28 protein-coding genes are annotated in these 25745 nt (G+C 41.3%); 16 read left to right on the top strand and 12 right to left on the bottom strand.

The features are described 5' to 3' along the window. Positions 1 to 453: 453 nt before the first annotated feature. Together Q8S11_RS02000 and Q8S11_RS01995 are read right to left on the bottom strand one after the other, a co-directional pair. Complete coding sequence (locus Q8S11_RS02000; protein ID WP_305660406.1) at positions 454 to 1458, bottom strand: type II TA system antitoxin MqsA family protein; 1005 nt, start codon at positions 1456 to 1458, stop codon at positions 454 to 456. 6 nt (positions 1459 to 1464) lie between these two features. Next, positions 1465 to 1794: a hypothetical protein gene (locus tag Q8S11_RS01995; RefSeq protein ID WP_305660405.1), complete on the bottom strand. Its 330-nt coding sequence runs from the start codon at positions 1792 to 1794 to the stop codon at positions 1465 to 1467. A gap of 724 nt (positions 1795 to 2518) precedes the next feature. Between Q8S11_RS01995 and Q8S11_RS01990 the strand changes: the two genes are divergently transcribed. Beyond that, the gene (locus Q8S11_RS01990; RefSeq protein ID WP_305660404.1) at positions 2519 to 2770 is read left to right on the top strand and encodes a hypothetical protein; all 252 of its coding nucleotides are present in this window, start codon (positions 2519 to 2521) and stop codon (positions 2768 to 2770) included. A gap of 19 nt (positions 2771 to 2789) precedes the next feature. Here the strand turns inward: Q8S11_RS01990 and istB are convergent, their stop codons facing one another. The 3 genes from istB to Q8S11_RS01975 all read right to left on the bottom strand — a co-directional run bounded on the left by istB (position 2790) and on the right by Q8S11_RS01975 (position 6542). Further along, complete coding sequence (gene istB / locus Q8S11_RS01985; protein WP_305660403.1) at positions 2790 to 3524, bottom strand: IS21-like element helper ATPase IstB; 735 nt, start codon at positions 3522 to 3524, stop codon at positions 2790 to 2792. An 18-nt stretch (positions 3525 to 3542) separates the two neighbouring features. Next, complete coding sequence (gene istA / locus Q8S11_RS01980; protein WP_305660402.1) at positions 3543 to 5072, bottom strand: IS21 family transposase; 1530 nt, start codon at positions 5070 to 5072, stop codon at positions 3543 to 3545. A gap of 216 nt (positions 5073 to 5288) precedes the next feature. Continuing rightward, complete coding sequence (locus tag Q8S11_RS01975; RefSeq protein WP_305660401.1) at positions 5289 to 6542, bottom strand: Shedu immune nuclease family protein; 1254 nt, start codon at positions 6540 to 6542, stop codon at positions 5289 to 5291. Between the two features lie 433 nt (positions 6543 to 6975). Between Q8S11_RS01975 and Q8S11_RS01970 the strand changes: the two genes are divergently transcribed. Next, on the top strand, positions 6976 to 7215 hold the full coding sequence (locus Q8S11_RS01970; protein WP_305660400.1) for a hypothetical protein: 240 nt from the start codon (positions 6976 to 6978) through the stop codon (positions 7213 to 7215). Positions 7216 to 7280: 65 nt separating this feature from the next. Here Q8S11_RS01970 and Q8S11_RS01965 read toward each other — a convergent pair whose 3' ends face one another. After that, positions 7281 to 7508, bottom strand: a complete 228-nt coding sequence (locus Q8S11_RS01965) for a helix-turn-helix domain-containing protein (protein ID WP_305660399.1) — start codon at positions 7506 to 7508, stop codon at positions 7281 to 7283. Positions 7509 to 7914: 406 nt separating this feature from the next. Here Q8S11_RS01965 and Q8S11_RS01960 point away from each other — a divergent pair, with 406 nt between their 5' ends. The 4 genes from Q8S11_RS01960 to Q8S11_RS01945 all read left to right on the top strand — a co-directional run bounded on the left by Q8S11_RS01960 (position 7915) and on the right by Q8S11_RS01945 (position 14430). After that, positions 7915 to 8235: a hypothetical protein gene (locus tag Q8S11_RS01960; RefSeq protein ID WP_305660398.1), complete on the top strand. Its 321-nt coding sequence runs from the start codon at positions 7915 to 7917 to the stop codon at positions 8233 to 8235. A gap of 66 nt (positions 8236 to 8301) precedes the next feature. Then, positions 8302 to 11577 (top strand): SusC/RagA family TonB-linked outer membrane protein, encoded by a 3276-nt coding sequence (locus Q8S11_RS01955; RefSeq protein WP_305660397.1) that lies wholly within the window; start codon positions 8302 to 8304, stop codon positions 11575 to 11577. Between the two features lie 14 nt (positions 11578 to 11591). Next, positions 11592 to 12956 (top strand): RagB/SusD family nutrient uptake outer membrane protein, encoded by a 1365-nt coding sequence (locus Q8S11_RS01950; protein ID WP_305660396.1) that lies wholly within the window; start codon positions 11592 to 11594, stop codon positions 12954 to 12956. A gap of 1 nt (position 12957) precedes the next feature. Further along, entirely contained in the window at positions 12958 to 14430 is a 1473-nt protein-coding gene (locus Q8S11_RS01945; protein WP_305660395.1) for a thioredoxin-like domain-containing protein, read from the top strand. A gap of 41 nt (positions 14431 to 14471) precedes the next feature. Here the strand turns inward: Q8S11_RS01945 and Q8S11_RS01940 are convergent, their stop codons facing one another. The 3 genes from Q8S11_RS01940 to Q8S11_RS01930 all read right to left on the bottom strand — a co-directional run bounded on the left by Q8S11_RS01940 (position 14472) and on the right by Q8S11_RS01930 (position 15887). Continuing rightward, positions 14472 to 14732, bottom strand: coding sequence for a hypothetical protein (locus Q8S11_RS01940; RefSeq protein WP_305660394.1), 261 nt, complete (start codon positions 14730 to 14732; stop codon positions 14472 to 14474). 107 nt (positions 14733 to 14839) lie between these two features. After that, the gene (locus Q8S11_RS01935; RefSeq protein WP_305660393.1) at positions 14840 to 15319 is read right to left on the bottom strand and encodes a MauE/DoxX family redox-associated membrane protein; all 480 of its coding nucleotides are present in this window, start codon (positions 15317 to 15319) and stop codon (positions 14840 to 14842) included. Between the two features lie 58 nt (positions 15320 to 15377). Further along, positions 15378 to 15887, bottom strand: a complete 510-nt coding sequence (locus Q8S11_RS01930; protein WP_305660392.1) for a Crp/Fnr family transcriptional regulator — start codon at positions 15885 to 15887, stop codon at positions 15378 to 15380. 204 nt (positions 15888 to 16091) lie between these two features. Here Q8S11_RS01930 and Q8S11_RS01925 point away from each other — a divergent pair, with 204 nt between their 5' ends. Next, positions 16092 to 16253 carry a hypothetical protein gene (locus Q8S11_RS01925; protein ID WP_305660391.1) on the top strand — a complete coding sequence of 54 codons (162 nt, stop codon included), beginning with the start codon at positions 16092 to 16094 and terminating at the stop codon, positions 16251 to 16253. Here the strand turns inward: Q8S11_RS01925 and Q8S11_RS17790 are convergent. Next, a complete protein-coding gene (locus Q8S11_RS17790; protein ID WP_371135121.1) occupies positions 16215 to 16430 on the bottom strand; it encodes an HTH domain-containing protein in 216 nt (71 codons plus the stop codon). The two genes, Q8S11_RS01925 and Q8S11_RS17790, sit on opposite strands and share 39 nt — an antisense overlap. 396 nt (positions 16431 to 16826) lie before the next feature. Next, complete coding sequence (locus Q8S11_RS01920) at positions 16827 to 17297, bottom strand: helix-turn-helix domain-containing protein (protein ID WP_305660390.1); 471 nt, start codon at positions 17295 to 17297, stop codon at positions 16827 to 16829. A 414-nt stretch (positions 17298 to 17711) separates the two neighbouring features. On the opposite strand from Q8S11_RS01920, the gene Q8S11_RS01915 reads away from it, so the two are divergent. Both Q8S11_RS01915 and Q8S11_RS01910 read left to right on the top strand, forming a co-directional pair. Beyond that, positions 17712 to 18035 carry a hypothetical protein gene (locus tag Q8S11_RS01915; protein WP_305660389.1) on the top strand — a complete coding sequence of 108 codons (324 nt, stop codon included), beginning with the start codon at positions 17712 to 17714 and terminating at the stop codon, positions 18033 to 18035. A 10-nt stretch (positions 18036 to 18045) separates the two neighbouring features. Next, a complete protein-coding gene (locus tag Q8S11_RS01910) occupies positions 18046 to 18339 on the top strand; it encodes a helix-turn-helix domain-containing protein (RefSeq protein ID WP_305660388.1) in 294 nt (97 codons plus the stop codon). 8 nt (positions 18340 to 18347) lie between these two features. Here the strand turns inward: Q8S11_RS01910 and Q8S11_RS01905 are convergent, their stop codons facing one another. After that, complete coding sequence (locus Q8S11_RS01905; RefSeq protein WP_305660387.1) at positions 18348 to 18998, bottom strand: TetR/AcrR family transcriptional regulator; 651 nt, start codon at positions 18996 to 18998, stop codon at positions 18348 to 18350. Between the two features lie 425 nt (positions 18999 to 19423). Between Q8S11_RS01905 and Q8S11_RS01900 the strand changes: the two genes are divergently transcribed. The 7 genes from Q8S11_RS01900 to Q8S11_RS01870 form a co-directional block, all read left to right on the top strand. Beyond that, positions 19424 to 19993: a hypothetical protein gene (locus Q8S11_RS01900; protein ID WP_305660386.1), complete on the top strand. Its 570-nt coding sequence runs from the start codon at positions 19424 to 19426 to the stop codon at positions 19991 to 19993. Between the two features lie 100 nt (positions 19994 to 20093). Further along, positions 20094 to 20507 carry a hypothetical protein gene (locus Q8S11_RS01895; RefSeq protein WP_305660385.1) on the top strand — a complete coding sequence of 138 codons (414 nt, stop codon included), beginning with the start codon at positions 20094 to 20096 and terminating at the stop codon, positions 20505 to 20507. After that, positions 20504 to 20869, top strand: a complete 366-nt coding sequence (locus Q8S11_RS01890) for a hypothetical protein (protein ID WP_305660384.1) — start codon at positions 20504 to 20506, stop codon at positions 20867 to 20869. The genes Q8S11_RS01895 and Q8S11_RS01890 overlap by 4 nt, the downstream gene beginning before the upstream one ends. Then, the gene (locus Q8S11_RS01885) at positions 20788 to 21699 is read left to right on the top strand and encodes a hypothetical protein (RefSeq protein WP_305660383.1); all 912 of its coding nucleotides are present in this window, start codon (positions 20788 to 20790) and stop codon (positions 21697 to 21699) included. The genes Q8S11_RS01890 and Q8S11_RS01885 overlap by 82 nt, the downstream gene beginning before the upstream one ends. 11 nt (positions 21700 to 21710) lie before the next feature. Then, a complete protein-coding gene (locus Q8S11_RS01880) occupies positions 21711 to 22208 on the top strand; it encodes a hypothetical protein (RefSeq protein ID WP_305660382.1) in 498 nt (165 codons plus the stop codon). Positions 22209 to 22329: 121 nt separating this feature from the next. Continuing rightward, complete coding sequence (locus Q8S11_RS01875) at positions 22330 to 23247, top strand: alpha/beta hydrolase (RefSeq protein ID WP_305660381.1); 918 nt, start codon at positions 22330 to 22332, stop codon at positions 23245 to 23247. Positions 23248 to 23319: 72 nt separating this feature from the next. Then, a partial coding sequence (locus Q8S11_RS01870; RefSeq protein ID WP_305660380.1) for a PVC-type heme-binding CxxCH protein occupies positions 23320 to 25745 on the top strand: 2426 nt, incomplete at its 3' end.

The raw sequence follows: 25745 nt of genomic DNA, 5'->3' as shown, positions 1-25745 counted from the left end.
GCGTTAAATTTCATTCAAACAGTGTCACAATACATACAATTATGAACTTACCAGACGAAGACGAAGCACCAGAACAACCTCAAGTTCCTCAGTTCCCTACGGATAGAGTTGAAAAAGGTGAATCCTCTGATCAAATCAGGAATGATGAGTAAAAGCTATCATTTCTTTCATTTGTCGGTGATTATGTAAAATACTGATTGTGGCCTTCCCAAGCCTTGGGAAGGTCACATTTTTAAACATAAGTAGGCGGTGGAGAAAAGAGGCGATATTCCACAATTAGAAATGTGGGGATCTAAAAGACTACGAACAGTGGGTCTTCGCTTTTACACTAAATATATTAATACCTAACTAGCAACTTGAGTTAATTAATTTTAAGAAGAACTAATTTTCTTTTAGAAAGGTTGCAGAATTCTTTGAACTCTATTTGAAAACTCCTTCAGACGGTATAAAAAACTAAATTTGAGTCAACTCAAAAGCATATTCATAACTAATTGCATTTTTATCTTTTTCATTTTTTTTCCAGGCTTCTTCCAGATGGCTCAATTCGACCATGGCATTAGTTTTTGTAGATTTAAATACTTTTGCAACTTTATTTAAAACTTCCAACTCTGCTTCTGAAAATAAACTTGCATTAAACGGCCTGTCTTTCCTTACTTTAAATTGCTCGCCTATATATCCCTTGGGAAACGATGTAAAAAATATATCTATTATATTATTGGTGGCTAAATTTTCAAATATACTTTGAAAATTATTGGGAACTGGACCCATATCAATTGCCTTGTACCTCATTCCGCTAATTGAAAAGCAGCTCTGTTTGAACATTAAGAAATCAGCATAAAATAACAGCTTGTTCATTTTGGTTTTGTAAGGCTGAACTTGTGTTGAAAAGTATACTACCATTTCGCTAAACTTATCAAGGTTCGGGTTTCTGTATCCTGAATAAATATCTGCAAGATGATTACCCAGTAAATAATATTTTAAATTGAAATTGAACATACTGCGGTTCTTTTCTTCCATCAATTCGCGAGCCCTCAGAATGTATTTTGCTCTGGTTTTATCATCCAGACAATCACATAATTCTACCATTTCAATAAATTTCGCAGGATCGTCTATCATTTGAATTAAACGCGCATTTGAAACACTAGGCATTTCTCCTGATTCATATTGACGATAACTATTGGTGCCAAATCCCAGTATGGACGACATTTTGCTTGCTGGCAATCCATATTTCTCGCGGATTTTAAAGATTTCATCCGGGAAAGGGATATTGAGTTTATCCCGATATTGGTTATATACCTGATTCATATTCACTTCATCCAATGTTGTGGTGGTGAATTGTTCTTTGCTATCCTGGCATTTGTAATAATGGTATACAATGTCAAATGTTTCCTTCCTGAAATCAAATGATCTTTTCTCCTTGATCAAAATCATTTCTTTTCCTGTAATTGGACTTTTCATATGGTTTTATTTTAAAGGATAACGCATTTTGTGTTCTGCAAGATGAAATGAAATACAGATCACGCTGTTATTGGCCATACCCATTGCGATCTTAATGTAGACTTCTTTATTCTTAACGGTTTTGCCAAATACCCACATGTCAGAACCTCCGTATAATTTTTCTTTCAGAGGCCCTTCGCTGTAATCTTTTGTTTCGAGGGTTTCCAGAACTACTTTTCGTTCGATTGGGCGAAGCTCTAAATCTATCAGCGTTTGTGAATTTTTACCTCTATCATCGCGAAAGAGCACATCCCAGAACTTCATCTTTTCTTTGAAGTCTTGTAAGAATAATGCCACTTGCGTTTCTATGTCTTGCATTGGTGGTACAAAGGTAATAAATTATTTAGTTTAAACCTTAAAGTTGGATACTTTTAAATTTATTCAATATAATAAACTTATAAGTTGTATTAATGATATTCGATGTTTATGTGTCTGTTCGAAAGTGGGAGAGTTACATGTATATTATGCGGCCTTAGATGATAAGGGCAAAGAACAAATGCTTGATTTTTTTAGATACCCTCGAAGAATTACTTCAATCTATATATGAACTTCATGCAAAACATAAATAAATTGCTTCTTGGAGATTCCGGAGATACTGAAACCCTCTTTCTGACATATTACCAATTTTGCCTGTATCCCTCTTTTGAACCAAATCGTTTGATCGCAAGGAATATACCGGGTAATATGAATTATTTGAATCATTCTTAGCAAACGGTCTTAGCGGACGGATTACCGGTATTATTTTAACGAGTCTGAAGACTCTTTTCCATTGAATAATCCGTAGAGCGCTGCGCTAACTCTATCGGACAGTGGTTAAAATATAATCGTGATCAACTGCTAATAGCCATTCCGGATCGAATTTAGTATAGTCAAAAACAATCGGATTTAATGCCCACTCTAATTAACATTTATTGTACGGCATTTTCACAGGTAGTAACAATTTCCCCAAACAGTAGCTCCTGGTTTTTTTAGTATCTTAGGTTATTGCTTATACATGTTAAGTAATAACCAAATATTTTTTATGGATAACGCTCCACAACCTATATCACCTGAAGTAGAATCTGTACCAAATACTACATCTGTTGAAGGTGAAAGTTTCGCAACAGAGACAGCCAATACTAAGGCCGACACAAGCGAAGGAATCAGCTCACTGGCTGGAAATACCGGTGAAACTGACCACCCTAAACCGGAGCAAACTGACCACCTAAAAGGCTGGCGTAGACTTCCCAATTTTGCTGGCGAAGATTTTCAGTTCAGTGCTGATCTTGTGTGATAAAAATAGATTTATTTGTTCAGTTCAGCAACGACTTTCTTTTCCTCATGGATTCTCCGATCAAATCCACCCGGTGAGATCCGTGTACAATGCGATCAAGGATCGCATCAGCGATAGTCCGTTCCCCAATTATCTCGTGCCACATCGTTACAGGTACCTGTGCAGTGATGATCAGAGAGGCTTTAGCATGCCTGTCCTCGATAATTTCCATGAGCGCTGAGCGGTTATGACCATCAAGGGGCTGTATTCCAAAGTCATCAATGATCAGAAGATGCTGCCTTTCAATTTTAGCAATCTCCTTGTTATAAGACCCATCACCTTTGGCCATCTTTAAGTGAGAAAAGAGTTTAGTCGCATTGCAGTACATCGTCCGGTAACCCATCAGACAGGCCTGATGTCCCAGAGCTGAGGCAAGGAATGACTTTCCGATACCGGTACTGCCGGTGATCAGAACATTCTCCTTCCGATTAATAAAATCGCATTCAGCAAGCCTCATCACTTGATTCTGATCTAGCGTTCGTTCTCCGTCATAAACGATCTGCTCCACAGCAGCTTTATACCTGAAGCGGGCATTACTGATGTGCCGTTCAATACTCCGATTATGCCGGTCGTCCCATTCTGCATCAATGAGATGAGATACGAGTTCGTCTGCCGTGAACGGTTCATCTTTACCGGCTTCCAGACTCATCTTCATGGCTCTTGCCATTCCATAAAACTTCATTTTACGCATTTTTTCTAACGTTTCTGTATTCATTTGTTTTAGTGTTAAGGTTTAGTTGTAATAATGTTCTCCGCGAATATTTTTATGCAGGGGCATCAGAGGAAGAGTTTCCTGTTCTTCGGGGTGATCCAGTCCGCGTTTAAGGATCATCTCGATACTTTTGTAGTTGTACATGTCGTACTCTATTCCGCGTTTACAGGCATTGATCAGTCGCTGACTCCCGTATTTCTTGTTCAGGGCCAGTATGCCCACACATGATTTATAAGCCTGCTCTACGTGCTGTTTCTTGTTTAGAATGACATAGATGTACTGCCTGACTGTCGTATCAATAGATTCAGCCCAGGACAGGAACTTTTCCGGAGTCCATCCACCAACGAACTGATGGGTAGAGGCCAGATGCTCGGTCAGGGTGGTATATCCGTAAGGACTACGCATACGGTCGTGAGACGCAATACGCTCATAATTGTAGTACACTTCCACCCGATGATTGGTATACAGGAGCTTTACCTTCTTTCCGATGTTCTGGTAGGGAACGCTGTAATAGTGTTTATCCGGGCCAAGGCAGACATGCCCATTCTTCATAACGGTTGCGAATACCTGCTTCTTATGTTCATATTTAAGCGGAGGCAGCGCATTCAGCACGGGCATTTCAACTTCGGTAAACTGCATTCTGCGGCTATAATGCCTTCCACGCAACAAGGTGTTGTTATGCTCCTCCAGAGCCGCCCAGATGGCCTGATTCAGATCAGTTAAGGTGTGGAAGGTTCTGCCACGGAGCTTAGCGTATATGCGGGTGTAGATAATCTTGACAGCACCCTCAACCAATGACTTATCCCTGGGCTTATATGCTCTTGTCGGAAGTACGCTTATACTGTAATGGTCAGCAAAATCAGCGAAGTACTCATTAATAACTGGTTCGTATTTACTGGACTTGGTTACCGCAGACTTCAGGTTATCCGTCACTAAGGCATTAGGGACACCGCCAATGTAATGAAGCGTGCGTTCACAGCTATCGATCAAATCTTCCTTTTGCTGGCTATAACTTGCCTCTACATAAGTCAGCTGGCTACATCCCAGAATAGCTACAAAAACCTCCACCGCCTGCAGTTCTCCGGTATCAGGATCCACAAGATGAAGCTTCTCCCCGGCATAATCCACATAGAGCTTATCACCTGCTTTATGGTCCATGTGCATCGTAGGACTCACCTGCTGTTTCCACAAGGCATAGTGATAACCAAACTGGCTAAGCTTAAGTCCGTCTGGATGACGGGCATAATACTCTTCCCACATCAGTTGCTGGGTAATCCCTTTACGCTTTAGCTGCTTGTCAATCTCAGGGAACAAGGCATACAGATCCTGAGCCTTATCGCTTCGCTTCTGCTGATGGGGCTTGAACTGGGTAAAGAGTTCTTCCAGATCGTGGTCTGAGAGATCCTCTATCTCAATCATGTTTAGATTGAGGGTATTGTAGTCTCTAATGTACTTTTTAAGCGTATTGCGGGAAACACCCGTCAACCGGTAAATAGCCAGGTTGCTCTCGCCCTGACTGTGTAACCGTAGAATCTGTCTGATCTTACTCATGCTTATTGATTTATTGGCCATCGGGAGTAGTGGATTTAATCCGCAAAACTCCTTTTTGAAACCATTAAATCAGCACGAACTATCTATCTTCTGGGGTGGTCAATTTGCTCCGGTTTACCCTGGTCAATTTGCTCCGGGATGGGGTGGTCAATTTCAACCGGGGAAGGTGGTCAGTTTACTCCGGTTTAGGTGGTCAGTTTACTCCGTTTTTTCCAGTCAATCAGTATAATTCAACACTTTAATCAAACCTTTTAACTTCATTAGAATCTCATCAAAAGTTACGATTTCTATGTTTTTCTGGCTCGATCTTAATAATTCAAAACAATGCTTCTGCTCAATGTTTAGTGAACTTTTCATTCCTATAATTAAAATACACTTGGGATCAAACGACGGATTCTCCTTGCCATAATGTTTTAAGAAAGTGTCTTTTTGATCTAAGCACTGACTAATCCCTCCAGACAATTCATCAGACATCGAAAATACAGATGGTTTCCGATATACCTGTTTCTTCAGAAGCTCTTTTTTATGCGTTTTAGTTTCTAGCAATGCGTAGTTATCATTGAACCCATTTTGAAATAGAAAATCAATTATTCTCCCATTATCATTGCCAATAGTCTTGCCTCCAACGTACGCTTCTTTTTCTCTTAAGATTACTTCATAAGGGAATAGATGTGAGAGTATCCATGAGTTTTTTTCAAAGAAAACTTGCCATTGTTTTTCATTGTCTTTAGACGAAGAGATAAGCTTTTCAAATTTGAGAATTATATCTTCGATGTAAACTTTATTTATCTGCTCTTTACTGTTTATAAAGTTTGAAGTGGTGTTTATTATACTTGGTGGGATCACTTCAAGTACTCCTGAAAGAGCATCTAAATCGTCGGAATTCACCTTTTCGTAAGAGCTATATTTGTGGAGGAATCTTTGCAAATCTCCTCCAGGAAGGTACCTCAATGGTCTAGGTATCGAACTATTAATAACTGACAAATTTTTTGCAATCAAAATCGCCTTCTCTCTATCATAAAAATTCTTTTCACGATATATGTCATTAAGGATGACTTTTAAGTCGGACCAGTTCAGGGTGATGTGATCAGATTGGAAGCTATTTTTCAGATTAATGCCAACAGTGTAGTGATAGACGCTCTTGAACTTATTATATAAAGCATTAAAGAAGGCCTTCGCACGTAGTGTTTTTAAACCATATCTGTTATTTACTTTAAAATCCTTAGGTACTTCCTCTAGATCGTTCCACCCTACTAATTCAATTTTATGGATTCTTTTAGGTTTAACAGACCCGTCGGTTGGGTTAACTGAATAAGGGTAAAATATAAATTTTTTATCCTTTTTGTAAATTTCTTTAGCTAAGAATACAGGAATGCCACTCTCGTCGCAATAGGAATACCTTTCTACCTCTAAAGCATCACCTATCCTGTTTTCTTGATTCGGCGAGAATTTTTGATTGTTAGGGTTCATAATGTGTTACTATTGTATGGGTGAGCATGTGGGTTACTAAATACTGCCTATTAATTCTGACATTATCTCTGTTAACGTTGTTTAATCTGGATTGATAATATTTTACTCTTAGTCAAGTTTGGAGATTTATATTTTTAAATCTAGGAATAAAAATTTCCTGCAAAGAAAAAAATTTTGTAGTAAATATTTGATAAATAGCAGATTAACATCCGGATGAATATTTCGTACAAGGAAAACTGCTGTTCATCTATACTATATGCTACTTCGTCATTTAAAAGGATAATATGCTCAACTAAAAAGTGAATTTCATCATCCGGTTGATTATCAAAATAAAATGGTATAAAAATTAACCTACCGTTCCCTCATTCTTTTATCCTCCTTTCCTTTCCAATGTTTATAATTGAATAAGCTATGAATTCAAATACCTAAAACCATGAAAAATGAACAAGCCACTCGCCACCTAAATAACTTTCTGTCATCCTATACTCTCCCAGAAAGTTCACAACTACTCAATCAGATATCTGACCATGTAACCAAGGGGATTCATTATGCTGCTCTGGACAAGAGCCATAAAGAGGAATTGTTGGATTTTTTAGAAGGGCTTGATGAATTGCTGCCAGCAGTTTATGAACTTCACGAAAAGCGATCAAAGCCTGAAAGTGGAGAGAGGTAGAATTGAGTTAATTCTGTTTTTGCGTGAATTATTAAACCCTTTGCTAATACAGTATACAAGTGGCCTTAGTTTTTAACCTCTAAGATTTCTTTGGGATCAATCTCTAAAGCTCCAGCAATTTCTAAAAGAGTAGTAAAAACAAAATCTTCCTTCCCTGTCTCAATAGTACTGATTTTGGCCCTATCAACATCACAGCGATTTGCTAGCTGTTGTTGGCTATATCCTTTTTGTTTTCTTAATTTTCGCAGGTTTCTTCCCAACTCTTGAAAATATTTTTGGTGCTTTTCCTTCATACTTACTTAGGAGTTAATATGGATGGATTTTGGAAAAATATTTGTGGTAGTATTGCCACATTTTAAATATTTTTATTATATTCGTATTGCAATAAAAAATGAAGCTGAATAGTTAATTAAAGCGATTTTTAATATGTACTAATTTTCGCTTAAGAGTCTCGTGCAAAAACCGCCAGTATGACCACGGGAAGACAAGTGAAAGCCCAACCTCGCAAGATATTTTCTATCTTGCAATGGATATTATATCCTAGGATTGGGCTTCACTTAAGTCTTTTGTGGTCAACTCAGGCTCTTGAATAGGGCTGGAGGGGTTCCTGGCGGTACCTTGCGCAAAAGCGGTGAAGTCCAATCCTATTTTAATACTTTGGCTCTTGCTATTTGAGACTCATATTGATAAATATATCAAATGAGTGCACTAAACTATCCATCCAAAACCTCCGAAACTGTCCTTCACAGTATTCAAAACTTCTGTGCTGCTTATAGCTTCCGTTCCTGCAATATTCAGCTCAACCGTGCACTCAGCACAATCATCAGCGGTAATTATTCGGGTTTGACTTATTCAGAAAAAGCAGAGCTGTTCGATTACTTTATGGCTTTGGAAGATCTGATGCCAGCCCTGTATGAATTGCTGGAACATCTGGACAAGCCGATAGGGGATGAGGGTACGTACAGGGATGAGGTATCGGCGAAGGACATGTATGCTAAGTTTAAGAGGCATCCGGAATGATTTTTTTAATTCCTTCCAACAACCGCATACGGGCGGTTATTTCTTAAACATTTAAAATCATACAACATGAAAAAAACGATACTACATATTGTACTGGCCATGCTATGGCCTTTAATGAGCAGCTTTGCTCAGGATATCCCGGCTGTGGCAAAGTCCCTGATTACACTTTCCGGAAAAGTAACAGATGAGAAAGGGGAGGGCTTGCCGGGCGCTTCTGTCAAAGTGAAGGACAGTAAAATTGCTAGCTTAACGGATGCGGAAGGGCGTTTCAGGCTAACGCAGGTACCCGCAGATGCAGTTCTCACCGTGAGCTTTATCGGTTACCTGCCGCAACAAATTGCGGCAGACGGCAGCGGAAGGGAATTTAACATCATGCTGCAGCCGGATTCAAGACAGCTGGATGAGGTAATAGTTAGCACCGGTTACCAGGAGTTGCCGGCCGGGCGGGCTACGGGTTCTTTTGTACATCTGGATAATGAGCTGATCAACCGCCGGGTAAGCACCCATATACTTGAGCGAATTGAAGGGATCACTCCCGGCCTGATATTTAACCGTACCCCATTAACAAGTAATGAGAAACTGGGCATCAGTATCCGCGGACGAAGTACCATCGATGCGAATGTGAATGCCGATCCGCTGATCGTACTGGACAACTTTCCTTATGAAGGTGATATTGCCAATATTAATCCTAATGATGTTGAAAGTATCACTGTGCTGAAAGATGCTGCGGCTGCCTCCATCTGGGGGGCAAAGGCCGGAAACGGTGTAATTGTCATTACCTCCAAAAAAGGCGCCTATAACAGGCCCATGCAAATGGAGTTTAATGGTAATCTTAGCTTGGGAAATAAACCCGATGTCAGGTATTCACCTGATTATATTCCCTCTGCAGATTTTATTGGTATCGAACAGTTCCTTTTTGCTAAGGGATATTTTGACAGTGACCTGAGTAATACCAGTGGCAGACCGCCTGTTTCACCGGCGGTAGAGATTATGGCTCTGCAACGTTCCGGAAAGCTAGGCGCTGCCGATGTGGGTGCAAAGCTCGATGCCCTTGCAATGTTTGATATACGTAATGATTTTAACCGTTATGTTTACAGGGGCAGTACAAACAGGCAGTTTGCCCTGAACCTGCGAGGTGGTGGGCAATCTATTGCATACCGCATTTCTGCGGCATATGACGGCAATACTGAAAGCATGATGCGAAATGGGTACAGCCGCATTAGCCTGAGCGGGCTGCAAACTTACCGACTTGGTAAAAAGCTGGAACTTCGTACGGGGATTAACTGGACACAGAGCACTGCTCTGAACAATGCGAATATCAGTGCTTATGGCGCAGTGAATACCGGCGGATTTAAATATACCATGCTGCCCTATAATCGCCTGGCTGATGATTCGGGAGATCCCCTGCCGGTACCAAAGGATTACCGGCTGTCTTATATTGAAAGCACAGAAGCCCTTGGCTTTTTAGACTGGCAGTACCGGCCCCTTGAAGAAATAAAACTGGCAGACCATACTGCAGCTATAAATGAAATTATCCTGAAACCATCTCTTAAGTATTCCTTTAGTGAGCATCTAAACGCGGAAATCAACTACCAGTTTGAAAACCAGCAAAGCAACAGCCGTAACTACCGCAGTTTAAACACCTATTATGCCCGAAACCTGGTTAATCAATACGCACAGCGCAATCCAGCTACAGGAACTTTTAATTACGCCTTTCCCTTGGGAGGTATCCTTGATAATGGATTGAATGAGCTTAAAGCGCATAATCTGCGCTCACAGCTGAACTGGTACAGAGGTTTCGGTATGAACCAGTTCAGCGCCATGGCAGGGGCTGAAGTTCGAAGTGTAAGCGGCGGAGGCTATTCCCGTACGGCTTACGGCTATGATGATGAATTAGGCACCGCCATTGCAAACCTGAATTACAGTGCATCCCTGCCACGCAATCCCTCTGGAACAGGAACCATTGCAAGTCCGGCAGGCAGTATAAACGGAACAGAGAACAGGTACATTTCTTATTTTTTGAATGCCGCTTATACCTATGATAGACGCTATACACTTTCTCTGAGCGGGCGAAAAGACGGAGCTAATATCTTTGGAGTAAAGACCAATGACCGGGTCACTCCACTCTGGTCGGCCGGCCTGGCCTGGAATCTTGGCAGCGAAAGCTTTTACAGTCTGGACTGGCTGCCCCAGGCAAGGCTGCGGGCAGCCTATGGTTATAACGGTAACGTATATAATGCCTCGGCCTACCTCACAGCAAAATATTTCAGCAGCAGTCTAACCGGCTTGCCCTATGCCTTTATAACCCGTCCTCCTAACCCCGATCTTCGCTGGGAGCGGGTTCGTAATATAAATCTGGGCCTTGATTTTAGCCTGAAAGATAAACTGCTCTCCGGCACTATTGAAGTTTATCGAAAAGAAGGACTGGACCTGATTGAGGAGGCACCACTACCTCCCTCAAGTGGTTTTACATCATTTAGGGGTAATGCGGCAGAAATACGAACGAATGGTATTGATATTAATTTGAACAGTCAAAACCTGAGGGGCCTGCTTTCCTGGGAAAGCAGCTTTTTGATCAGCATGGTCAGGGACAGGATCATCAGCTTTGATAAGGAATATCTGATTAACCAGCTTGTAGGTACCGTGGCCGCTGCCGGAACGCCTGAATCTGCCGGGTTATTTGCAGTACCCGGAAGACCATTATTCGGAATATACAGTTATCGGTGGGGAGGGATTGACCCTCAAACTGGAGATCCTATAGGTTATATAGACGGGCAGCAAAGTAAAGACTACCTCAATATCCTTCGGAACGCTACTCCTGAAAATATCATTTATAATGGACCGGCGAGGCCCACCGTATTCGGCAGCCTGCGAAATACATTTACCTGGAAAGGTATTTCGGCTTCTCTGAATATTACCTATAAGCTGGGCTATTATTTCCGAAGACGCAGCATCAGCCTGAATTATCAAGACCTGCTGAATAATAACGGCATGCACAAAGATTACCTCAGCCGCTGGCAAAAACCCGGGGATGAGGTTACTACAGATGTCCCTTCGCCGGTATATCCTGCAAACACGAATCGAAGTAATTTTTATCGCGCCTCTGAAGTGCTTGTTGACAAAGGAGATCATGTACGTCTGCAGGATACCCGGGTGGCCTATACTCTGGATAAAAAACATTTCCCGAAGCTACCTGTGGCCCAGATGCAACTTTACGTGTACGGCAATAACCTGGGTATTCTGTGGAAGGCTTCCCGTTCAGGAATTGACCCCGATTATTACGGTAGGAATGTATTCCCCAATCCTCAAACCTGGGCCTTCGGCCTTAAAGCAATTTATTAAACAAAAAGAAGATCATGAAAAAGATAATTTTCCTCGTTTACATTCTTAGTGCATTATCCTGCAGCAAACAGGATGAATGGCTGGATGTAAAATCAAACAAAAGTGATGCAGTGCCTTCGTCAATAAAAGATCTCGAAGCATTGCTAAATAATGATTTGGTAATGAATTCCAATTACCCGTCATTGGGCATTATCAATGCAGACCATTACCTGCTCAGTTCAGCGATCTGGCAGGCAGCCGGTACGAATACGGAGCGGAATGCTCATATCTGGAATAAAGATATTTTTGAAGGACAAACTTCATACGACTGGAACTACGCCTATGCCAGGATCGTACAGGCGAACATTGTACTGGAAGTTTTAAATACGATGGCATTGGCCCCAGGGGCGAAAACTGATATTATCCGGGGAAGCGCGCTCTTTTTTAGGGCAAATGCCTATTACAATCTGGCACAGTTATTCTGCGCACCCTATAAAGCTTCTACCGCTACGTCTGAAATTGGCCTGCCTCTGAAATTGGGAACGGATGTTAATGAGCGTCCGCAGAGGAAAAACCTGGCTGTAACCTATGAACAAATCCTGACGGACTTGCTGCTGGCCAGAGATTTGCTGCCCCTGGTTCCTGAAGTTAAGACCAGACCATCCAAATCTGCTGCGCTCGGGTTGCTGGCACGGGTATACCTCCAGATGGATAACTATACTGCTGCCTTGCAATTCAGCAACGAAGCTTTAAACATCCATAAGGAGCTCCTGGACCTTAATACGCTTAATCCCCAAGCCACCTTCCCTTTTCCCACCTTTCAGGCTGGCAATACTGAAGTCCTTTTCCATGCGACTTCACTCAGCTATGGAATCTTTTTAACCAGCCGGATCCTGGTTGAACCCTCTCTGTACCAGTCCTACACGGCTAATGATCTCCGCAGAAGCCTGTGTTATAAAGACAATGGCACAAATGGTATTGCTTACAGGGGTTATTATACGGGGATTAACGGGACATTTTTTGCAGGTGTTTCTAACAATGAGCTGTACCTGGTCAGGGCTGAATGCCAGGCCCGAAAAGGTATGAAAGACCCGGCTCTTGCTGATCTGAATAGCCTTTTAGTTAAGCGATGGAAAAGCGGAACTTTTACGCCTTTAAAGGCTGCTTCTGCGGATGAGGTGCTCCTGCTTATACTGAAAGAACGAGAGAAGGAATTTCCATTTTCTAATCTGAGGTGGGAAGATCTTAGACGATTAAATAAGGACCCGCTTTTTGCAAAAACCTTAACGCGTACTGTTAACGGCCAAAGCTATAGCTTAAGTCCTGGTGATAAACGATATGTCATGCCCATTGCCGATGATGAAATCAGGTTGGGAGGCATAGAACAAAATCCAAGATAATATGAGAACATTAAGAATTAAAATTACTGTAGCCTTTATCATCTTGCTGTTTAGCCCCCTTACCGCGGTATTTGGTGCTAAGCCTGTTTTTGAACAATTAGGTGCATATATAGAATTCAGCCTGCCAGGAGGAATTAAAACAGATACCCTCACTTTATACCTGATAAGGGAATATTCTTTTAATTACTTAGGTAGGGAAGCTATTAGTACCTCTGCTGATGAAAAAGGAATATTCCGGTTCACGCTTCCAGCGCTTGAGGCTCCGGGGAGGATAGCTTTTCACCTTAATAATTCTAAATCTTCATTGATGGACGCTTATTATATTGAACCCGGGGATAGCGTTTTTATATCCTATGATCTGAGTGGTTCCGGGAAACAGGTATTCACCGGAAAAGGCTCGGTCAAATTTACGTGCAAACTTGAGCTTGAAAACTTGCAGAAGAGGGGGGTTAATGAAATGCAGAAAATACCTGACCTTCGTTTTATGATATTGAAGCCTGGCATTGAACATATTGAGCTGATATATCGGCGGCTGGATTATATTGCCCAAAGACAACTCTCCCTTCTTGATACCTATAAAAGTTCTATGAGTTTGCAAATGTACGAACTGTTCAATGCGGATATAAATGCATATCGGATGGAAAGAAAGTATTTCAATACATGGTATACGGCCAGCAGTGTTAATGATAGCTTGAGAAATGAAATTCATCAGCTTTTTAAGTCATTACCATTACCTTCGGTTTACCAGGTGAAGGACAGTATTGCCTGGCAATCTAAAAATTATCTTGCCGCCCTCATCCAGAAAGCTACCGCTGAAATTTATTTCAAACATGGAAAAAGATCATTAACCAACCTTTATCAGCAATTAAAGGGTTCACTCTCCGGGTTGTTACGTGACAAAGTAGTAACCGCTTTTTTGCTTAGCAATCCAACTGGGGAATATGGCGAATTTGAGATGACACTTAAAGACGCATTGAGCTATGTAAAACACCCCTCAAGTCGAAATCTGCTCCAAAGTCAATATCATGCATTTGCAGAAAAAGCACCAGCCTTTCCATTTGATCTTCCTGATCCGGAAGGGAAACATTACAGGCTTGCTGATCTGCAGGATAAGATCCTCGTTATTGATTTTTGGTTCAACGGTTGTTCAGGCTGTATTCTGGCAGCAAAAGATATTGAGACCCACGTTATACCTTATTTCAAGGACAATGAAAGGATTAAGTTTATAAGTATAAATCTTGACAGGAATAAGGATACCTGGCTGAAGGCTCTTTCAGGAGGCAAGTATACAGTTTCCGGAGCGGTGAACCTTTTTACCGAAGGCCTGGCGTTTGATCACCCGATGATTAAATTCTACAACATTCAGGCATGTCCAAAGCTGCTGATTTTAAAGAATGGTTTTGTATTTGCTGCAAATCCGAATGCAGAGGGGCGGTATTTGAAAGAGTTGATCGATAGAGCAATTAGTTTATAATATAATTACAGGCAGGCTGGATCGCCTGCCTGTAATTGATATCAGGGAACCCACATCTGATTAGTATATCCAGGTGCAGGATCGTAACTGTTAGGATCCTGTGGATCGCTATCAGGTCTTAAGGTATATTTACATACTTCACTTTGCTCAACGATACAGGATCCGCCTGCAGCGGTTTCAGTTTGAAATATTCCCGGAGAGGTTTGAACATAAAGTGTTTCATATGCCGGTTTAAAGGCAAAGGCAAGCATCAGAGCTATAAATGCGAAAAAGATGCCGAGCCTGTTTTTTAATTTTTCCATTATTGTAGTGTTTTTAATTATGCCTACTCTATTAAAGGTTTTCGGCCTGTCCTTCTTTTAATTCCGGTTAGTTTTTATTAAATACTTTACCAGATACCTTTATTATTCTACTCCTTCCCCATAAACCCTCCTTCCTTTAAATGAGCAGAAAAAAGAATTGCAGTAGAGGTTAACAGCATAAAGGCCAGATTGAATGTCAGGTGTTGCTCCCAGGTCATTTTATTTAATACACCCCCGCAGGAACAGGGAATTCGGCCAAAAACATTATTCATTACCAGGCCGATATATATTGTAAAACTGATGAGCAGGAGGAGCGAGGCGTATAAGCCGGCCAGTCTGGTTTTAAGGAAGATCAGTAAACTGCCTGCAAGCAATTCAGTAAAGGGCACAGCCCAAACAAGAACATTTGCGATACTTTTTGAAAATATCTGATTCAGCATTTGGGCCCTGCTTGTATCATAATCGATCAGCTTGCTCGCTGCAGCATATACCCATAATAGGATAAGCAGATAAGAAATTACCTGAACGATGTTTCCAGGTTTGGAGGATGGCTTAAATGAGGTTTGTATGTTGTCTGATGTTTGCATAGATCTAAGTTCGGCTGCAATCAGGCCTGATTCTGTGCCAAATGGCACAAATGGATTTTTATAAAAGCATCCTGTAAAGCGTACGGCGGCTAATACCGAGATAGGAGGCTACTTCTTCCGGATAAGCAGACTTTAATAGACCGGGGTATCGGTCAAGCAGTTTTTGCAGACGAACAGCGGGGCTGTCATATAATAAAGAGCGCATACGCTGCAGGCTTTCTTCCTGGTAGTGGGCAATGATCCCTTTGTACGCTCTGGACAGTGAGGGTATATTCCGGAGTTCCCTGAGATTTTCATAGCTGAGTGAGAGTAGGAGACTGTCCTGCCGGGTAATCAGGTTTTCAGGAGATATTCCCTGCTGAATGAAAGCAGGCAGGGAAACAGCAAATTCACCCGGGGGGCAAAACAGAGAGGTGTGCTGTTCGCCCTGTTCCAGGTAATTTCCAATGACAAATCCTTCTGAAATGAACCAAATCTTGTTCGGTGGGTGTCCCTGGCGCTGTAAAAGTTTACCAGCCGGAAATTCTTCTTCCTTCAAAAAAGACTTCAGCAATTCTTTTTCCTCCATGCTGGGAGAACAGTACGAAGCAAGGGTTTGAAATAGAAGGGAGCTTTCCATAAAACGGTCTCCATGATACGCGGCCTGGTTTCTTTTAGCAAATTTCTTTTGTTATGCAGACACATTTTGTCATCATGAACTATTTTCTTTGAATGGATAAATGCGTTCTCAACATTTTAGCCCCATAGAATTGAAACTGTTAACAGGGTTTTTATGGACCAGGAGCAGATATTTCAAAAGCTCATTGAGCTTGAAAGGGCACAAAAACGTATGCAGCGCTCGCTGGATATGCTGCTTGAACGGGGCGGACCGAAGAAATGGTTGGATTCCTCAGCCTTATTCTTTTTTATTCCACGTAAGGCCTCCTTTCTTTAAATAATTTCTTCTCTTTTTTATGAGTATATATTTATGTAATGATCGCGAATACTGAATCTTGTGACCCAGATACCTCAGTTCTTTTATCCGGGCTGTAACAGTTTGCTCTGATGTGCCCAAAAGCTGAGCCACCTGGCTTCTTGAGATCAGTTTCCCTTTTTTAAGCATTTCCAGCATACTGCGGAGGTTTTGTTTATGAGTACGGTAAGAGCTCATCTATATTATTTAGTTTATTGGGTAAAGAGCACCTGTTTGTACTATTCCGGGAATTCATCTTTGAGAGAATTTTGCTCTTTCCTATAAAAATTTCATGCTTATTTTGGGGTACAGGAAATTTATTACACCAACACCGGGTTTTGCTTGATGAACAGAACCTCATGCTTGATGAATATTTTTTATTCAGCTAAATTCACTTGCGTGGATGCAAAATCATTGTGTAAGGATTACAATGGGGGGATAGAAGAATGAATATCATTTCATATGTACGGGATCCGAAGGACTATCCCTAACGCTGTCGGACAGTGTTTATATAAATTCTCCGATACACACTAACAAAATGGTTGTCCTTTCAAGTCACAACAGCGGGGTATCGTCTTCAAGATTCACATCTGTTTGCTTCACTGTAAAATAATAAATAAAGAATGCTACAAGAAAGAAGATAGATCCTAGAAAAAGTCTGAAATCCATAGATTCTATTTTCGCACCATCTGCTGTACCCAAAGTTGAATCCCAGGCTGCGACGGCCAGAAGGAAGCCATAGGCTTTCTGCCCATTTTTGCTGATTAAGAATACTGAACGTTTATTTTTACCGTAACCACTGTTCACTGCTTTGGCGTACCAGTTCGCTGATACTAAATCTTTAGGCGCGACACCAAGGGTATCGGCGAGTTTGTTTATTACCTGAACCTGCGGAACATCAGGGCATGTTTCGATTCTTGAATAGGAAGCTTGTGAGATGTTAAGCCCAGCGGCCATACCTTCCTGACAAACATTTTTGTAAATGCGCAGCATTCGGAGGTTTTCTCCAAAGTTGAAATTTTTCATGTTGGGGACATTTAGGTAGATGATTAATGAATTGATTTCTTTTACATAGAGCGTTTGTTTTATATGAATTTAAACATTCAAATATTCTCTGTCAATACCCTCATAAAGAGGCCTTTACGATCAAATGGCTTAAATATGCCTTTTGTAGCCTCCAAACCAACTTTTTAGTCCTGCGTGAATAATTTATTCATGCATGAATAAATTATTCATATCCAACATCTGCCATTACAAACCGATGAAAATGCCTGATCTGAAAGCAAAAATTTATTCTATTTTTCTGGACGGATTTCCGCTTGTTTTTAAGAGACAATTTTTGCCCATGAATAACTTATTCATCGGTTTGAATAACTTATTCATGCTGTGAATAAGATTTTAGCGGGGTATTAGACATTTTTGTGGAGTGAATAGCATGCCATGTCAGAACTGGAACGCATCATAGAACTCCTTGAACGAATTGTCAGGAACCAGCAATCGGCTCTAAACAGGTCAGCCTGTGAACAGTCTGTCGCTGGATTCAACCTGCAGGACTGGGGACTACCGGAAGAGAACCTGAAAATTAGCCTTCGTAGCTTATGCTATTACCGACAAAAGGTATTGGTCACTTGCACCGGGCTCGGAGGGCGTTCCTATTACTATTTTCCGGATCTTCTAAAACGGGACATTCCGGGAGAATCGATATTGGCAAAAGCCATCCTATTCCACAAGTTTGTGGTGTACGCTCATAGAATTAACTGTTAATGGTGTGATTATGGACCAGGGGCAGATATTTCAGAAACTAATGGAGCTTGAAAAGGGGCAAAAGCGCATACAGCGAGCACTGGATGCACTGCTTGAACGGGGCGGGCCCAAAAAATGGCTTGACACCTGTGATATGAAGGAAATGTTCCATATCAGTAAATCAACATTATACCGCTTAAAAAAAGATGAAATCCTCATTCCTGTAAAACTGGGCAAGAAAGATCTGTACAAAAGGGTAGATGTGGAAAAAGCAATGATGATAAAGGCATTGGCAGATTCGGAAATTAAAGGGGTTCGGAAATAACTGCATTTTTATTTCTTTGATTTAACCATACGAAATGCAGTTTTAATGAGTAGTCTAATAGTTCTTTTAACTTCTTCCCGATCATTTGGATCCCAGATATTGACCCCATATAAACACTTTTCCGGTCCTTGTAACATAAGGTAATGTAATCCGGCAGACAATAGCGCACTTAACGCCCTGAGATTAAAATCACTACCCTCAGAATAATCATCCGTTTGTTTTAGGAGTTTTTCGTTTCCCCTCTCCCTGGTAATGGAAATATTTTTCATTGCCTTACAGCCGCATAATTCCCCTATAATGAGTTGTTGCATTTCAGGTTTATTAAAAAATAAATCGAATTCATTTTCCAGGATGCTATAGATATCTGCTTCCAGGTCAACTGAGGTATGGTTTTGAGTATCCGATGAAGAGTCTTTGCAGTAATCTTTTTGTAATACATAAGCTTCAATAAGCTTGTCAAATGATCCAAAATGCCGGTAGACAACCTTTATAGGTATATGTGCTATGCGAGCTATTCTGCTAATATTCAGCCCGGAATAACCATTTTTCCTGATGATTTCACCCATAGTGTGGATGAGCTTTGTTTTAATTAAATTCTCCTTTTTTTGCCTGCTAACTGATGGTGAATTCCGTTTATGGTCTAGGATTTCTTTGTTCATAACAATAATTTTAATAGTAATACAGTCTAATTTACTTGCTTGTCAAAATGAAAGTGGTGACATCTTAGAATATTTTCTTAACCTGCCCTGGTACAGTGGACTCTCCATTCTCGACTCTTCACTCCTTCCTTCTCTTTATCCGAAAACTCTCACTATACCTTAACACTATTCTAATACTATTTTAACTATAGAAATGCATGCAGTAAAATCTGTCATGATCTATCGGGCCTGAAGCTCTCCATTTCTTCTCCTTTAACAGAAGTCTTATGGTGTCAAATGAGACCAGATGGATTCAAATGAGATCATGACCACCTGATTACTAGGAATTTAACAAATACCGCTTTAGGTTTGACCTCAAGCACCGCGTACCGGTACAGATGAGGAGGCTTAATTTTTATTATTAATCATTTTAAATTTTTTCAATTATGGCAAAATCTAAAAACAATGTGATCACCCATGGGCTGAGCGGCCTGATCGGTGATCTGCTGGTTTTTCGCCAGAGAGCGAATAAAACCATTGTGGCCGACCGGCCAAAACCATTCAGTACACCGCCTACAGACTTACAACTGGGCATACAAAGACGCTTTAAAAAAGCAGCTCAGTATGCCAAAAAGGCAATTCTTGACCCCTTGTTAAAGGCGGGCTATCAGGCTGTAGCACGCCTGGGTCAAAGTGCCTATAACAGGGCTTTCAAGGATTACCAACTGGCTCCTGAGTTTGATGAGGACGTAAACCTTTCAACCTATACCGGGGCGATTGGCGATGAAATCAGCGTAAGTGTGATTGACGACTTCCAGGTTATCGGAGTAAAAGTTAAGATCATAAACGCAGATTTAAGTCTACTGGAAGAGGGAGATGCGGTACAGTCGGATAATGGCCTGGACTGGATCTACACCTGTACAGCGGTTAATGCAGCGGCTAACGGCAGTAAAATCATTTTTACAGCCACTGACCTGCCCGGCAACCAAACTGTGCTGGAGAAAGTGATCGACTAAGTATCACGTTGATTAGAACCGTCGCGAATACGCGGCGGTTCTTTAAACTAACATTCATTCAAATTTATTCCGCACATGCGGGACTTTAAAAACAATTATCATGGATAATCAAATCATAAATTATAGTAAAATGCTGCCGGAGTTTAAACGCCAGGCCGCACAGATCCTAATCGAAAAGCTTCCCGGACACAGCAGAGCCGGCAAGGCTGCGATTAACCAATTCCTTCAAAAGAAACAGACCTGCCTGAGGGGTTGGCATATAGCTTTGATTTTTCGTTTTCTGTCAGTAGCTGAGTTCAACCATTTATTTCAGGGACTCAGGACCGCATTTTCACTAAAGAAACTTAAAAGCCGGGGAGTTGGGCAGGAACAAATCATGGAAGTGACCCAGCTGCTGATCAGACTGTTTAAAAGCCTGATGATTAATACATCAGGAGCATTTATACCTGAAAGGGAGCAAGAAACAGACCCGGGTACAAGGGAATTTGTTAAACCTAAAGAAGAACAATTATGAACCAGCTCATCAATTTGCGTATACCGCAAAACATTTTAAAAAAGGAACATCTGCTTATTTTTTCAGCCTTCTTTCTGTTCCTGTATTTTCCAGGCTTATCCAGGTGGATCGACATAACGTCGGCTCCAATCGATCCCGGCGCATTGAGTGCGGTGATCATGGCTATTCTGTCACTGCTTGCTTTTAAGGCAGTGACCTGGTGGCTCATCAATATCATCTGGCCGGTATTTGCTGAATACTCCAAAGAACATTTTGAACGGAATTTTAAATCCTTACAATCATGGCAAAAAGTAATTATCTATTTGGGATTCTATCTGCTGCTGCTCTATTCATTTGTGGCTACGCTGGCAGGGATTATTTAGTTTCCCGGCAAGGGGAAAGCATAAAGCTGAAAGATGAAAGCAGAAAGGGTGAAGCGGAATTTTCGAAACAAACCACTCAAGGCTCAACGGCCATCACTCAGGGCCCAATACATAAAGAGTATCAGGAAGGAGTTTTACCTGGAGTGAAATCTGTCTTTCAGACAACTGACCTCAGATTCCGGCAATCCGATGGCCGGGTAACAACCAAAAAAATCTACGATTCCCAAATTGGTATTCGTGAGAAGGGGATTAATTCAGGTCCGCAGGTTGAAGAATATCTGCACTATGTGAACCTGAAAAAGGGTCAGCCCTGGTGCGCGGCTTTTATCTGCTGGGTTTACGGGCAGGACAATGTCGATAACCCCAGAACGGGCTGGTCCCCGGATCTGTTTAAGTCTAGTAAAGTAATATGGACAAGAGCTGAAAGCAGAAAGCTGAAAGTTGAAAGCAGGGCATATGAGCCAGGAGCCAACCTGCCTGCCGGTCAGGCAGGGAGCCAGGACCCGATAGCTATCGGGTCAAGACACTCACGCATAGCATACACCTATCCGATCAGACAGACAACAGGTAACAGGCAACGGACTACTGATAGCAGGCAACAGGCAACAGATAACTGGCAACCCACCATCGGTGACGTTTTCGGTATCTACTTCTCTGACAAAAAGCGCATTGCCCATGTCGGTTTTATTGATCAATGGGATGGAACCTGGTTGATTACGGTTGAGGGAAATACGAATGTTTCAGGTGGCAGGGAGGGGGACGGGGTGTACCGCAAGCGGCGGCCCGTCAAATCTATTTACCAGGTTGCGCGGTATATCCGGCAGCCTTAAAAAACAAGATCATGAAAGCAATTGTAATTAAACTTCTGGCGCTGCTGATCCTGATCAATTTCAGCTCATGCAGCACCCGGAAGCTGAATAGGCAAAAATTTGAAAGTTCGGTCTCAGCACAATCGGAAATTCGGATGCAGGATTTGATGAATGATAAGCTTGAAGCTAAACGGAAGATCCTTCTGACCGACACTACCAATGAGCAATATTCAGTCATTATTTTCCCTGCCGACACCTTCAGCTTTTCAGCCCAACATGGGTTCAAAGGCAGTGCCGAAAGGATTGAACTTTCCGGAAAGCTGAGAAGGGTAATAAGCCGGATTGATAGTGCAGTGCTTCTGGCAGAAAAGCAAAGAGACATGAATTATGAAGAACAGTATGAAAGCAAGAAGTCGGAGGTATCAAACTCCAGAGTTTTGGAAAAGAAGGGCTGGCATCTGGTGAATGTATTAATTATAGTGCTTGTGCTTATTTTAGTGGGATGGTGCTTATGGGGTGGGAGGAGGTGAAAATTATGGGTGATGGGTCGGGAGTTGGATGGAAATTTACCGGCTCGCTCTGGATAATATATTTTGTTCCTAAAATGTATTTGATTAAAATTGATAAACAGCTACAATTAATTGATCAATAATGAATTATAAGAAATCGCTAATACTTACAGTGTTTCTGCTTGCAACATTTCAGCTTTCCAACGCCCAACAAACCATCCCACTTTATCCCGCAAAAATCCCCAACTCCAAATTAAGTGCCAATGAGGAGCAGAAAACAGCAAATGCATTAGTCGATACAGTAACAAGAAAAGTATCTGTCCCAACTTTAAGCATTTTTCTTCCTCCAAAAAATCAATCTAATGGAACAGCGGTCATAATTTGTCCGGGAGGAGGATATGGCGGTTTACTCACCAAACGTGAGGGGAGTGATGTGGCCAGGGCCTTTGCAAAACTGGGAGTCACTGCTTTTGTGCTTAAATACCGTCTTCCGGATGATGTAATTATGGAAGATAAATCCATCGGGCCATTACAGGATGCGCTGCAAGCTTTAAAAACAGTTCGTCAGAACGCAGGCAAATGGAATATTGATCTTAAAAAAATAGGTATTATGGGATTCTCTGCGGGTGGACACCTCGCTTCAAGCGCAGGTACTCATTATGATGCCAGAATCATTGAAAATCCTGAAAAGACAGACCTTAGACCCAATTTTATGGTACTTGTTAATCCTGTTATCAGCTTTTCGGATGAAATTGGTCATGCCGGCAGCCGTAATAATCTTTTAGGAAAGACACCTTCTGCAGAAAAGATCAACTTTTTTTCCAATGAACTTCATGTGAACCAATCGACTCCCCAAACTTTTTTGGTGCATACGGCTGATGATACTGTAGTTTCTCCTGAAAATAGTTTGAGGTTTTATTATGCTTTGCGTAAGTATAAGGTCAATGCAGAACTTCATGTTTATTCTGAAGGGGAACATGGTTTCTTAAAGAAGCCAGTTTTTGAGGAATGGTTCGGGAGGGCTATTAACTGGATGAGGGATAGGCACTTAATTGAATAAGGAACAAGGATCAAGGATCAAGGAACAAGGAATAAGGATCAAGGAATAAGGAACAAAGATTAAGGACATTAAATGGCAAGATTAGAAATTTTTGATAAGCATGTAAAGATGAAACATTATAGATTCCTCCTTTTAATATTTTTACCACTTATAGCAAGCACTCTGATTGTGGCTTGCAGCTATAAGAGTATAGATTTTAAACCTAAAAAAGGTCAGCGAATTGTGATTATTGGAAATACATTTGCCGAACGCCTCCAAAATTTCAACTATTTCGAAGCACTTTTATATAAGAGCTTTCCTGATTTAAATCTTACTGTTCGGAATATGGGCTGGAGTGCCGATGAAGTTGGCCTTCAACCAAGGCCATATAATTTCGGTACACAGGATGAGCATCTGACATTACAAAAGGCAGATATTATTTTTGCATGTTTCGGATTGAATGAGGCTTTTAAGGGACCTGATAGTCTTGCAAATTTTAAACATCGCCTTTCAGGATTCCTTTTGCATCTCAAAGAACAGAAATACAATTCAATCTCAGCACCTGAAATTATTCTTGTTTCTCCAATTGCCCATGAAAATCTGGGTGGTAATCTACCGGATCCGAAAGAGCATAATGCCAATCTGGAATTATATACAGCGGGTATGGCCGAAGTTGCAAAACAGATGGAAATTCCATTTATTGATCTTTACAAGCCTAGCCATGCCCTGGCAAATGCTGCCGATTCAATCACCATAAATGGGATCCATCTCAATGATAAAGGTTATCGGGCAGTTAGTGAGTTAATGGCCAAAAAGCTAAATTTCAAATTCGCAGAATGGAAAGATGAACCTGATTTTAAGCAGTTAAAATGGGCAATTGATCATAAAAATCAGCAGTTCTTTTACAAATTCAGAGCTGTAAATGCAGAATATATCAATGGAAGCAGGAAAGAACCCTGGGTACAACCGGCAGGTGGACCTATTTCATTCCCAACGGAATTATTGAAATTAGATCAGCTGGTTTTAAGCCTTGACAGCATCGTCTGGACCGGGACTAAAAGCAGTACTGGGATTGATACCAGGAAAGTCAGACATTTAATTAACGATAAGCAGGAGATAGTTGTTAATAAGCCCCAGAATGCACCATTGGAAGAGCAATTTGTTGTACAGGAGGGTTTTAAAGTAGAACTCTTTGCTTCTGAAAAGGATTTCCCAATTGAAAAACCGGTTAAGATCACCTTCGATCCCAAAGGGCGTTTATGGGTATCAACTCTTCCATCATATCTTCAGTATTATCCCGGAAGTCCGCCAAATGATAAAATTATTATTCTCGAAGATACTAATAATGATGGGAAGGCGGATAAGCATACCGTTTTTGCAGATAGCCTCTATATGCCTCTTGGATTTGAATTGGGTAATGGTGGAGTGTATGTTTCTCAGCCGCCAAACCTGATGTTCTTAAAGGATACCAATGGCGACGGTAAAGCTGATGTGAAAGAAATTATTCTTCATGGTTTTGGTACAGAAGATGTACATCATTCAATTTCTGCTCTTACCTGGGGTCAGGATGGTGCATTGTATATGCAGATGGGCACTTTTCTTCATACTCAGGTAGAAACACCTTATGGCCCGCAGCGATCTGCTTATGGTGAAACCTGGCGATACGATCCGATCACGATGAAACTGGAGCCATATGTTTCCTACCCTTATGCTAACCCCTGGGGGAATGTCTTTACCAGGAATGGTACTCATCTGATTGGAGATACCTCTACAGGAATGAATTATTTTGCTCCGCCACTCACGGTAGCGACTGATTATCCAATAAAGCATGTCGAAATGAAGGATATGCTAACACTCAAGATTAAACCCAAGACTTGCGGGATGGAAATTGTTTCAAGCAGAAATTTTCCGGATAATTATCAGGGTAATGTGCTTTTTAATACATTTCTCGGGTTTCAGGGAATCACAAATCATTCTTTGTCTGAATCAGGAAGTGGTCTGTTAGGGAAGGAGCAGGAACCGATCCTGCAATCCAAAGATTCTCAGTTCAGACCTGTAGATCTGCAGTTCGGGCCGGATGGAGCCCTTTATTTGGCAGATTGGTTCAATCTGGTAATCAATCATGGGGAAAGGGCTTTGCGTGATCCTGATCGCGATAAAACCCATGGCAGGATCTGGCGGATAACTTATTCCGGCAAAGCATTACTGAAACCTGTAGATATGAGCCGTCTTAAGATCAATCAGTTACTGGATCAATTAAAAGAATACGAAGACAGAACAAGATACAGGGCCAGAATTCAACTGACAGAGTTTCCTGAGAAGGAAGTTTTAGCCGCCTTGCCAAATTGGCTTCTAGAACTAAATAAGTCGGATAAGAGTTATGAGCAATTTCAGTTGGAGGCTTTATGGATGTACCAGAGATTACATCAAACAAACGAAATTCTTTTAAATAATTTATTAAAGGCAAGAGATGCCAATATCAGGGCTGCGGCGACCCGGGTTTTATTTTACTGGAGAGA

It is taken from the genome of Daejeonella sp. (assembly GCF_030695525.1).
Taxonomy (GTDB): Bacteria; Bacteroidota; Bacteroidia; order Sphingobacteriales; family Sphingobacteriaceae; genus Daejeonella.
Note: the sequence above shows the minus strand (reverse complement) of the source record. Positions and strands in the feature narration are given on the sequence as shown.